General features: G+C 72.5%; 10 protein-coding genes. 4 read left to right on the plus strand and 6 right to left on the minus strand.

What is annotated here, in order from left to right; all coding sequences use genetic code 11:
• The first annotated feature begins 22 nt into the window (after positions 1-22).
• A complete protein-coding gene (locus ACIBK1_RS10895; protein ID WP_396734034.1) occupies positions 23-475 on the plus strand; it encodes a MarR family winged helix-turn-helix transcriptional regulator in 453 nt (150 codons plus the stop codon).
• A 102-nt stretch (positions 476-577) separates the two neighbouring features.
• On the opposite strand, the gene ACIBK1_RS10900 is transcribed toward ACIBK1_RS10895, so the two are convergent.
• Positions 578-1,231, minus strand: a complete 654-nt coding sequence (locus ACIBK1_RS10900) for an HAD family hydrolase (RefSeq protein ID WP_396734037.1) — start codon at positions 1,229-1,231, stop codon at positions 578-580.
• Between the two features lie 64 nt (positions 1,232-1,295).
• On the opposite strand from ACIBK1_RS10900, the gene ACIBK1_RS10905 reads away from it, so the two are divergent.
• Entirely contained in the window at positions 1,296-2,825 is a 1,530-nt protein-coding gene (locus tag ACIBK1_RS10905; RefSeq protein WP_396734040.1) for a gamma-glutamyltransferase family protein, read from the plus strand.
• 9 nt (positions 2,826-2,834) lie between these two features.
• On the opposite strand, the gene hrpA is transcribed toward ACIBK1_RS10905, so the two are convergent.
• The 3 genes from hrpA to ppgK all read right to left on the minus strand — a co-directional run bounded on the left by hrpA (position 2,835) and on the right by ppgK (position 8,329).
• Positions 2,835-6,758 carry an ATP-dependent RNA helicase HrpA gene (gene hrpA, locus ACIBK1_RS10910; protein WP_396734042.1) on the minus strand — a complete coding sequence of 1,308 codons (3,924 nt, stop codon included), beginning with the start codon at positions 6,756-6,758 and terminating at the stop codon, positions 2,835-2,837.
• A 72-nt stretch (positions 6,759-6,830) separates the two neighbouring features.
• Positions 6,831-7,334, minus strand: coding sequence for a winged helix-turn-helix domain-containing protein (locus ACIBK1_RS10915; RefSeq protein WP_051761168.1), 504 nt, complete (start codon positions 7,332-7,334; stop codon positions 6,831-6,833).
• A gap of 233 nt (positions 7,335-7,567) precedes the next feature.
• A complete protein-coding gene (gene ppgK / locus ACIBK1_RS10920) occupies positions 7,568-8,329 on the minus strand; it encodes a polyphosphate--glucose phosphotransferase (RefSeq protein ID WP_396734045.1) in 762 nt (253 codons plus the stop codon).
• Positions 8,330-8,503: 174 nt separating this feature from the next.
• Between ppgK and ACIBK1_RS10925 the strand changes: the two genes are divergently transcribed.
• Together ACIBK1_RS10925 and ACIBK1_RS10930 are read left to right on the plus strand one after the other, a co-directional pair.
• The gene (locus tag ACIBK1_RS10925) at positions 8,504-8,773 is read left to right on the plus strand and encodes a hypothetical protein (protein WP_231513709.1); all 270 of its coding nucleotides are present in this window, start codon (positions 8,504-8,506) and stop codon (positions 8,771-8,773) included.
• Between the two features lie 191 nt (positions 8,774-8,964).
• Positions 8,965-9,507: a hypothetical protein gene (locus ACIBK1_RS10930; RefSeq protein WP_396734049.1), complete on the plus strand. Its 543-nt coding sequence runs from the start codon at positions 8,965-8,967 to the stop codon at positions 9,505-9,507.
• Between the two features lie 166 nt (positions 9,508-9,673).
• Here the strand turns inward: ACIBK1_RS10930 and ACIBK1_RS10935 are convergent, their stop codons facing one another.
• Together ACIBK1_RS10935 and ACIBK1_RS10940 are read right to left on the minus strand one after the other, a co-directional pair.
• Positions 9,674-10,072, minus strand: coding sequence for a cupin domain-containing protein (locus ACIBK1_RS10935; protein ID WP_030505583.1), 399 nt, complete (start codon positions 10,070-10,072; stop codon positions 9,674-9,676).
• A 344-nt stretch (positions 10,073-10,416) separates the two neighbouring features.
• On the minus strand, positions 10,417-10,860 hold a 444-nt coding region (locus ACIBK1_RS10940), incomplete at its 5' end, for a hypothetical protein (RefSeq protein ID WP_396734052.1).

The raw sequence follows: 10,860 nt of genomic DNA on the forward strand, positions 1-10,860 counted from the left end.
TTGAGTATTAGAGCATCCCGAGGTGGTGTCAAGCGACCTGACCCTGCTGTTCACGGCTCTCGCCGCGGCGTGCGACGCCGAGGTGCGCGCCCGGATGGCCACCGCCGGGCACGACCAGGTGCGCACCGTGCACGGATACGTGTTCCAGCACCTGCTCACCGGTCCCGTACGGGTCTCCGACCTGGCCGGGCTGCTCGGCATGACCCCGCAGGGCGCCTCCAAGGTGGCGGCCGAGATGGAGCGCGTCGGCTACGTGGCCCGCCGGGCCGACCCCGGCGACCAGCGGGCCCGGATGATCGAGCTGACCCCGCACGGCAGAGCCGCGATCGAGGCGGGCCGCGCCGCCCGCGAGGACGTGTCCGCCCGGATGCTCGGCCTTCTCGACGCGCCGGAGGAGTTCCTGGCCTCCCTCAACCGGCTCGGCGAGGAGACCGGCGCGCTGCGCGAGCTCCTCGCCCGCCGGCTGCGCCCCTGATCGGCCGAGCGCGGGCGTGCGGACCGCGCCCGCCCAGGCGCTGAGTCGCATGACGCGGACCGTGCCGGACGAGATGATCGGCGAGCACGGGGGCCCGGTGGTTCAGCCGAGCGTGGGCGCCAGACGGACGAGGTCCGTGAAACCGTCGGCGACGATGTCGGCCTCCGCGGCCTCGGGACGGGCGGCGTGCAGGTAGCCCCAGGGTCCGCGGCGCAGCAGGGCCGTCCGCATCCCGGCGCGCGCGGCCGGCAGGACGTCGTTGTCGAGACGGTCGCCGACGTACAGGATCTGCCCGGGCTCATGGCCGCAGACGGCCGCGACCTTGGCGAAGAACGCGGGGTCGGGCTTCTCCAGCCCCCATCCCGCCGAGGTGTGGATCCCGTCCACCGGCAGGTCCATCGCGACCAGCGCGTCGTACGCCTGGGGCGGCTGGTTTCCCGCGACGACCAGGTCGTAGCCGGCCTCCCGCAGGGCCGCGAGACCGGGCCGCACGTCCGCGTAGAGGTCGTCGGCGTCGAAGTTCTCGCGCAACCCGTCCGGGTCCTCGCGCCGCCACGCGTCGATCTCGGCGTCGAGGTCGATCCCCGGCCTGATCAGCTCGAACGCCTCCCGGTGGCTCCGGTCGAGCGCCGCCATACCGCCGAGCACCCCCATGAAGGTCAGGCGCGGCACGCCCAGCCGGTCGGCCCACCGGGACCAGATCCGGGTCTCGTCGATGAGTGTCTCTCCCACGTCGAACACGAGCGCCCGGACCATGACCGTCTCTCCCCTTCGTCCTGTTACGGCAGCCACTCTAAGGTGTGCCGTAACATCGCCCAACGTGAGCGAGACTCGGTATGCCCCGAACGGCATGGTATGCACGGTCGATCATCTGGCCTCGGCGGCGGGCGTCGCCATGCTGGACAAAGGCGGAAACGCGGTGGACGCGGCCATCGCCGCCAACGCCGTACTGGCGGTCACCGCTCCGCACATGTGCGGTCTCGGCGGCGATCTGTTCGCCCTCGTCCACGACGGGACCGTGAGCGCGCTCAACGCCTCGGGGCGGGCGGGCTCGGGAGCCGACCCCGCCCGGCTGCGGGCCGAGGGCCTCGACCGGATGCCCCACCTGTACGACATCCGCTCGGTCCCGGTGCCCGGCTGCGCCGACGGATGGCTGGCGCTGCACGAGCGGTGGGCCCGCCTGCCGCTCGCCGACCTGCTGGCCCCCGCGATCCGCCTCGCGACGGAGGGCTTCCCCGCCTCGCCGCTGCTCGCCCCGGGTGGGGAGTTCATCGGCTCACTGCCCGGAGCCGGGGACTTCGCCGCCGCCCGCCGCGCCGGGGACGTGATCCGCAGGCCCGGCGTCGCCAGGGCCCTGACCGCGCTCGGCGAGGGCGGCCGCGCGGCGTTCTACCAGGGCGAGTTCGGCAAGGGCCTGCTGGAACTGGGCCGCGGCGAGTACACGGAGGAGGACCTGGCCCGGCCGAACGCCGACTGGGTGGAGCCGCTGAGCGTCGAGGTGTTCGGGCACCGGATCTGGACCGTTCCGCCGAACTCCCAGGGTTACCTGCTCCTGCTGGCCCTGGAGATCCTCGCCGAGCTTGACCGGCCCGCCGACCCGGCCGACCCGCGCTGGGCCCATCTGCTGGTGGAGGCGGCCAGGGCCGCCGGGCACGACCGGCTGGACGTCCTCCACGAGGGCGCCGTCGCGCCGCTCGGCACGGCCGCCGCCCGCCGCGCGCTGATCGACCCCGAGCGCCGCTCCCCCCTGCCCGACGCCCCCGCCGGGCCGGGCGACACGACGTACCTGTGCGTGGTCGACGGGGACGGCATGGGCGTCTCGCTCATCCAGTCGAACGCGTCGGGCTTCGGCAGCCTGCTCTTCGAGCCCAGCACCGGGATCAACCTACACAACCGCGGCATCGGCTTCTCGCTCACGCCCGGCCATCCCGCGGAGTACGGCCCGGGCCGCCGGCCGCCCCACACGCTGTGCCCGGCACTGATCACCCGGCCGGACGGTGGGCTGCGCACGGTCCTCGGCACCATGGGGGGCGACGCGCAGCCGCAGATCCTGCTGCAGCTGGTCACCCGGCTGCTCGCGCACGGCCAGACGCCCGGCGAGGCGATCGGCGCCCCGCGCTGGGCGCTCGGCAGCGGCACCGGCTTCGACACCTGGCGGTCCAGCCCCGTCGTAGAGGTCGAGGAGGGCGCGCCGTGGGCCGACGGCCTGCGCGAGCGCGGGCACACGGTCCAGCCGGTGGAGTGGGGCTCCAACTTCGGCCACGCCCACCTGATCGACCTGCTCCCGTCGGGCGTCCTCGCCGGGGCGGCCGACCCCCGCGCGCTCATCGGAGCCGCCCTCGGCCACTAACCCCCAAGATCACGCGGGGTGGGGGGTGGTGAGGTTGTGGAGGGCTTTGCGGATGCGTTTCTCGGAGACCGGGGTGGGCGTGCCGAGCTGCTGGGCGAAGAAGCTCACCCGCAACTCCTCGATCATCCACCGGATGTCCCGTACGGCCGTGGCGTCCCGCTCCTCGGGCTTCAGCCGGTCGAGCAGGTCGCGATACTCGTCCTCGACGTCGTGCACGCGGTGCATCCACTCGCGGTCCCGGCGCGGATCGTCCGGGAGCTTGTCGAGCCGGCGCTCGACCGCCCGCAGGTAGCGGTGCACGTCGGGCAGCCGGTCGTAGCCCGTCTCGGTGACGAACCCGTCGTGCACCAGCCCGTCGAGCTGGTCGGCGATGTCGGCCCTGAGGTCGGCCGCGCCGCCCCCCAGCGCGCCGAGCCGGTTCTGCGCGGCGTGCCAGGCCGCCAGGACGCGCTCCACGCGGGAGACGACCTCCTCGGTCGTCTCGAACAGCGAGGCGCGCACGTGGTCGCGTAGGCGCTCGAACCCGGCCTCGTCCCAGGCGGGCCCGCCCGCCTGGGCCATGAGTTTGTCGGCGGCGCACGCCGTGCAGTCGTCGAACAGGGCGGCGGCCCCGCCGTGCGGGCTGCGGCTGAGCGCGAGCTTCTGCGCGGTGGTCAGGGTCCGCAGGATGGCCTTGGCCGGGCTGACCACGTTGAGCAGCAGCAGCCTCCTCGTGCCCGCCCACATGGCCCTGTCGCGCTCGCGCTCGGTCTCGAACATCCGGACCGCGACGCTCGTGCCCTCGTCCACCAGGGCCGGGTAGGCCCGCATTCTGCCCTGCTCGAACACCTTCGGCAGCGTGCCGATCGTCCAGCCGTGCAGGCCGTCGCGTTCGAGGTCGTCGGCGGCCCTCGACAGCGTGGCGCGCAGCTTCGGCGCGAGCCGCCGCTTGAGCGCCTCCAGATCCTTGTCCTCGTCCACCGTGCGTTTACGGTCGTCGACCACCCGGTAGGTGATCCGCAGGTGCGCCGGGAGCTGGTCGAGGGCCCACGCGTCGCGCGGCACCTCCACCCCGGTCAGCGCCCGCAGCTCGCGCTCCAGCGCCTCCAGGATCGGCTCGCCGCCGGGCCGTACGCGTTCCAGCACGGCCTTGGCGTAGTTGGGGGCGGGGACGAAGTTGCGGCGCAGGTTCTTCGGCAGCGACCGGATGAGCGCGGTGACGAGGTCCTCGCGCAGGCCGGGGATCTGCCAGTCGAAGCCGGCCGGGTCGACCTGGTTGAGCACCGCGAGCGGGATGTGGACGGTCACGCCGTCGGCCTCGCCCGTCTCCACCGCGCCGGGCTCGAAGCGGTAGGTCAGCCGCATCCGCTGGCCGTTCTGCCGCCAGGCGTCGGGGTAGTCCCCGGCGCTGACCCCGGCGCTGTCGTTGACCAGCATGTCCGGCGAGAACGTCAGCAGGTCGGGCGTCTCCCGTGACGCCTTCTTCCACCAGCTGTCGAAGTGCCTGCCCGAGACCACGTCGGCGGGAATCCGCTGCTCGTAGAAGTCGAACAGCGTCTCGTCGTCCACGAGGATGTCGCGGCGGCGGGCCTTCTCCTCCAGCCGCTCGACCTCCTCAAGCAGCTTGCGGTTCTCGTGGAAGAACTTGTGGTGGGTGCGCCAGTCGCCGCCGACCAGGGCGTGCCGGATGAACAGCTCCCGGCTCAGCTCGGGGTCGATGCGGCCGTAGTTGACCTTCCGCTCGGTCACGATCGGCACGCCGTACAGCGTGACCTTCTCCAGCGCGACGACGGCGGCCTGGTCCTTCTCCCAGTGCGGCTCGCTGTAGGTGCGCTTGACCACGTGCTGCGCGAGGGGCTCGATCCAGCCGGGCTCGATCTTGCCGTTGACCCGCGCCCACAACCGGGAGGTCTCGACCAGCTCGGCCGACATCACCCACTGCGGCTGCGCCTTGGCCAGGGCCGAGCCGGGGAAGATCGCGAAGCGGGCGTTGCGGGCGCCGATGTACTCCGTGATCGGCCTGCGCCCGTCCTGCCTGCGCTTCTCGACGACGTCCTTGACCCCGATGTGCGACAGCAGGCCGGCCAGCAGCGACTGGTGGATCCGCTGGGGGTCGGCCGGCACGGTGTTGGGCACGATGCCCAGCGTCTTGGCCACCTGACGGAGCTGGCTGTCGATGTCCTGCCACTCGCGCACGCGCAGGTAGTTGAGGTATTCGGCCTTACACAGCCGCCGGAACGCGCTCGACGACAGCTCCTTCTGCCGGTCGCGCAGGTGGTTCCAGACGTTGAGGTAGGTCAGGAAGTCCGATTCCTTGTCGGCGAAGCGGCGGTGCTTCTCGTCGGCCGCCTGCTGCTTGTCGGCCGGCCGCTCACGCGGGTCCTGGATCGACAGCGCGGCCGCGATGATCATCACCTCGCGGGCGCAGCCGTTCTTGTCGGCCTCCAGCACCATCCGGGCGAGGCGTGGGTCGACCGGGAGCTGGGCCAGCTTGCGCCCGAGCGGCGTGAGCTGCGCGCCCTTCCCCGCCTCCCGGCCCGCGCCCTTGTCCGCCAGGGCGCCGAGTTCGAGCAGCAGGTTGACACCATCCCTGACCTGACGGCTGTCCGGCGGCTCCACGAACGGGAACGCCGCGATGTCCCCCAGGCCCAGCGACGTCATCTGCAGGATGACGCTCGCCAGGTTCGTACGGAGGATCTCGGGGTCGGTGAACTCCGGCCGGGAGAGGAAGTCCTCCTCCGAGTAGAGCCGGATGCACACGCCGTCCGACGTACGGCCGCAGCGGCCCTTGCGCTGGTTGGCCGACGCCTGGGAGACCGGCTCGATCGGCAGCCGCTGGACCTTCAGCCGATGGCTGTAGCGGGAGATCCGCGCCGTGCCCGGATCGACCACGTACTTGATGCCCGGCACGGTCAGCGAGGTCTCCGCGACGTTGGTCGCCAGCACGATCCGCCGGCCCCGGTGAGACTGGAAGACCCGGTGCTGCTCGGCGGCCGACAGCCGCGCGTACAGCGGGAGGACCTCCTCGGGACGGCCCTTGAGCGCGTCGGCGGTGTCGCGGATCTCCCGCTCGCCGCTGAGGAAGACCAGGATGTCGCCCGGTCCCTCGGCGCACAGCTCGTCCACGGCGTCGACGATGGCCTGGGTCTGGTCGTCGTCCTCGTCGACGGGGCGGTAGCGCACCTCCACGGGATAGGTGCGCCCGGACACCTCGATCACGGGCGCCGGCTCCCCGCCCGGCTGGGCGAAGTGCCGGGCGAACCGCTCGGGGTCGATGGTGGCGGAGGTGATGACCACCTTCAGGTCGGGCCGTTTGGGGAGGAGCTGCTTGAGGTAGCCGAGGATGAAGTCGATGTTGAGGCTGCGCTCGTGCGCCTCGTCGATGATCAGCGTGTCGTACTGCAGCAGCAGCGGGTCGGTCTGCATCTCGGCGAGCAGGATGCCGTCGGTCATGAGCTTGACCAGCGTCCCGTCGCTGGAGTGGTCGGTGAAGCGGACCTTGTAGCCGACCGCCTCCCCCAGCTCGATCGACAGCTCCTCGGCGATGCGCTCGGCGACCGTGCGGGCGGCGATGCGGCGCGGCTGGGTGTGGCCGATGAGCCCGTGGACCCCTCGGCCGAGCTCCAGGCAGATCTTGGGGATCTGGGTGGTCTTTCCCGAGCCGGTCTCACCGGCCACGATGACGACCTGGTGGTCCCTGATCGCGGTGAGCAGGTCGTCCTTGTGCCGGCTGACCGGCAGCTCGGGAGGGTAACTGAGAGCGGGGACGGCCGCGCGGCGCGCGGCCACGCGGAGTTCCGCGGCCTCCACGTCCCCCGCGATCTCCTGGACGACGGACTGGCGGGCGGCGCGGTCGCGGACCCGGCGCATGCCGTCGAGACGGCGGCGCAGCCTGCGCTGGTCGCGCAGCATCAGGTCGGGGAGGCGGGCCTGGAGATCGGCGAGCGTGTTCATTCCATGCTCAAGGATAGGCAACGCCCCCCGCCGATCTGCCAGCCGTTTTTCCGGCGGCCCCTTCGAGCGGTGTCAGCGGCGGCGCGCCGGCTGGTACTTGTACCCCACGTTGCGGACGGTCACGATGCGGCCCGCGTGCCCGCCCAGCTTGCGGCGCAGCCGCAGGACGTGCACGTCGACCGTACGGCCGCCCTCGTCGTCGTACCGGTCCCAGACGGCGGCCATGAGCTGGCGGCGGTTGTAGACCCGGCCGGGGGCAGAGCTGAGGTAGTCGAGCAGCTCGAACTCCCGGAAGGTCAGCTCGATCTCCTCGCCGCCGGCCCGGGCCACCCGCGCGGCCCGGTCCAGGACCAGTTCCTCCTCGCCGGCGGCCGCCCGCCTCTGCAGGGCGGCGACCGGCTGCTCCGGCGCGTCCGCCGCGCCCCCGGCGGGCACCAGATAGCCCACGATCATCAGCACGGCGCCGGTCTCCGGCACCGGCAGCACGCCGAGCACGGACCCCTGCCCGAGATCGGGGGGCTCATGGCCCTGCTCGCGCCTGCGCTCCACAAAGTCGATCACGTTCTGGTGGGACATGCCCCTCTCCTTGCCTCGTGGCGTACCGGACGGTGGTGACCGCGGTCGTCAACAGGCGGCGGCGCAGACGCGCAGCAGGTCGATGTGCCGGCGCTGGGTCAACCTCCCCGAGGAGTTCATGGGGTCATCATGGCAGCGATATTACCCGCTGTCCAGGTAGGAATAAGGGACTTCTATCGCCCGGGAGACACCCGGGGATGCTCAAGGAATGCCCTGGGGGCGCCCCGGGGAGCTCAGGGCAGGCGCGCGGCCCCCGCGGCGGCACCCGTGGTTGCCCCCGTGGCGGCCATCGCCGCGCCGATGATCCCGGCCTCGTTCCGCAGCTCGGCGGGCACCACCGGGGTGTCCCCGAGGTCGATGTACGGCAGGAACTTGCCGGCCTTCTTGCTCACGCCGCCGCCGACGACGATCAGGGTGGGCGACAGCAGGTCGCGCATGTGCCTGAGGTACTCCTCCACCCGCCGGGCCCACTTGTCCCAGCTCAGGTCCTCCTCCTCGCGCACCCGGTCGGAGGCGCGGTGCTCGGCCTCCTTGCCGCGGATCTCGATGTGGCCGAACTCGGTGTTGGGCACCAGCGCGCCGTCCACGAACAGCGCGCTGCCGATGCCGGTGCCGAAGGTCAGCATGAGCACGACCCCGCGCCGGTCCCGGCCCGCGCCGAAGGCCATCTCGGCGACGCCGGCCGCGTCCGCGTCGTTGAGCACGACCGTCTGCTCGCCGAACAGGTCGGCGCCCTTCACGCCGATCCACGACCTGTCCACGTTGGCCGCCGTCCTGACGACCCCGTCGAGGACCACTCCGGGGAAGGTGACGCCCATCGGGCCGGTCCAGGAGAAGTGCGCCACGATCTCGCGTACGGCCTGGGCGACCGCCCCCGGCACGGCGGGCCGCGGCGTCGGGATGCGCAGGCGCTCCCGGGTGAGCACGCCGGCGGCCGTGTCCACCGTGGCGCCCTTGATCCCGGAGCCGCCGATGTCGATGCCCAGAACTTCCATTGACGCCCCTCCTGGTCCGACTGGACGGCTACCCGGCCGTCCCCGCCTCATGCGCGGTCGCGAGTATCGCACGGCGTCGCGGAACCGCCGGGTTACAGAAGGACAGGCCGGGTACGCCCGGAATCGGGGCAAAACACCACAAGGGGGACACGTATGATCAGCACACTCCACAAAATGGGACTGCGCTCCAGCGTGATGTACGGCGCCGCCATGGGGTCGATCGGCATGTCGATCGCCTCCTGGATCATCTCGAACAAATACGAGGCGGCCGGCATCGAGCGCGCCGACCGCTGGGCGCTGTTCGTCGGCGAGTGGGCGCCGACCTTCTTCGCGATCGGGATCGCCCTGCGCATGGAGGAGATGGCCGAGGAGAAGGGGCCGGAGACCCCCGAGTGGCAGGAGCAGAGCAGCGACATCCGCCGCCCCACCCGCGCCGGCGTGTAGCGGGGCGGGCACGGGCCTCACGAGCGGCCCGGAGGGACCGGCCGGTCTCTCCGGGCCGTTCTCGTGGCCTCCGGTCTCTCCGGGGCCTGCTCGTGACCGCTCCCGGACCGTGCCCGGGGACCTGATCATTGCGGGGGCCGGCCCCCGGCCAGAGAGGGCGGCGCGCCGGGGCTCCGTTAGGCTCGGCCCGCGTGACCCCCGATCCCGCCGCCGTCGCGCGCTGGCTGCGCACGCGGTCCGCCCGCGCCGCCGGCACCCACGTCCTGGCAGTCGAGGGGCGCTCGGGCGCGGGCAAGTCGACGCTGGCCGCCGCCGTGGCCGCGGCGCTCACCGCGCCGGTCGTCCGGATGGACGACCTGTACGACGGCTGGGACGGCCTGGAGGCCGGGGTGGACGCCCTGCTTGAGTGGGTGCTGCGTCCCCTGGGCCGCGGGGACCGGGCACGCTGGCGGCGCTACGACTGGACGCGGGGCCGGTACGCCGAATGGCGCGAGACCCCCAGGGTGGACGCCGTCGTGATCGAGGGCGTGGGCTGCGGCGCCCGCGAGGCGGGGCCGTATCTCAGCGGGCTCGTGTGGCTGGAGGCCGGCGAGAAGGTCCGCAGGGCGCGGGCGCTCGCCCGCGACGGCGAGCTGTACGCGCCCCACTGGCGGCGCTGGGCCGAGCAGGAGGAGCGGTACTACGCCCGCCACGACGTGCGCTCCCGGGCCGACCTCGTCATCGTCACCGGCTGAGCCGCACCGCGCCGGCCGGGCACGCCTCGGCGTGCGCACGCCGCAGTTTCCCGATCCGCGCGCCGCCTCCTGGACCCGCCCGCCGCAGATCCCCGATCCGCGCGCCGCCTCCTGGGTCCGCACGTCGTCCAGGAGACGACGGCGGCCGGAGCCGTCCGGCCGCCGCTCAGCCGAGGCCGGCGCGGTACTCCTCGTCGGTCACCGGCCCGTGCCAGTGCGTCGCGCCGCTCGCCGTGACGGCGATGTGCACCAGCGTGTCGTCGGCGGCCGCCCCGTGCCAGTGCTTCTCGCCCGGCTGCACGTGGACCCAGTCGCCCGGCCCGATGCGCGTGCCCGCGGTCTCGCCCCAGCGCGTCACCACCCCGCGCCCCGACAGCACGTACAGCGCCTGCTCCCCGTCGTGGGTGTGCCAGCCCGAGCGGGCCTGCGGTTCGTAGGAGAAACGCTGGGCCCGCAGGCCGTCCGGCTCCAGCTCCTCCAGCGCCGACGCCTCCCATACGCCGTCGGTGAACCTGTCCGCTCCCGGCCGGGTGGCCTTGATCTCACCTTCGCGTACGAACCTCATCGCGCACTCCGTTCACTGGGCATCGGCGGTTCTCGCTGATTCGCCCGTTTCCGGGCGAATATCCCCATTTTGCCCGGGCGGGGCCCGGCGTCGGGGCCGCTCCCGCCCTCCCCGGCGTTTTCACCGGTCACCCCGCTTCACCGATCTTCGACGCCGCCCTCACCCGCGGCGACGGCAAGCAGGTCAAGGTGGTCGCCTGGTACGAGGACGAGTGGGGGCTTCTCGAACCGCGTCGTCGACACGCTCGAACGGCTCGCACGCGACTGACCGGCGGAACGTCCCGCCGGCGAGGTGGCCGGCGGGACGTTCGCATGGAGTGGTCAGCGCCTGCGGCAAGTTGTGCGTCAGTTCGGCGTGATGGTCACAGGGGCGCCGTCCTCGGCGGGCACGTCCTTCATGCCCTCACCGAGCTTCTTGGGCATCGGGCACTTGATACCCGCCTTCCCCTTCGGGGCCGGCTTGCCGTCGACGTAGACCTTCTCGTCGCTCGTGCCGAACCCACCGCTCTCGCCGGCCTTGACGTGCACGATGCAGACGACGCCCTTGCCGGGCAGCGGGGGCCGCTTGCAGAGGGTGCTCAGCTTCCCCTTCGGGACCTCCTTGCCGTCCACGAAGACCTTGCCGCCCTTGACCTTGCGGACCTTGACCCCGCCCCCTCGGTGAATGTCTCCCTTGTCGGCCTTGACCTTCATGATGCAGACGACGCCCTTGCCGGGCAGCGGGGGCCGCTTGCAGAGGGTGCTCAGCTTCCCCTTCGGGACCTCCTTGCCGTCCACGAAGACCTTGCC

The sequence above is a fragment of the Microbispora rosea genome, from assembly GCF_044460045.1.
Classification (GTDB): Bacteria; Actinomycetota; Actinomycetes; order Streptosporangiales; family Streptosporangiaceae; genus Microbispora; species Microbispora rosea.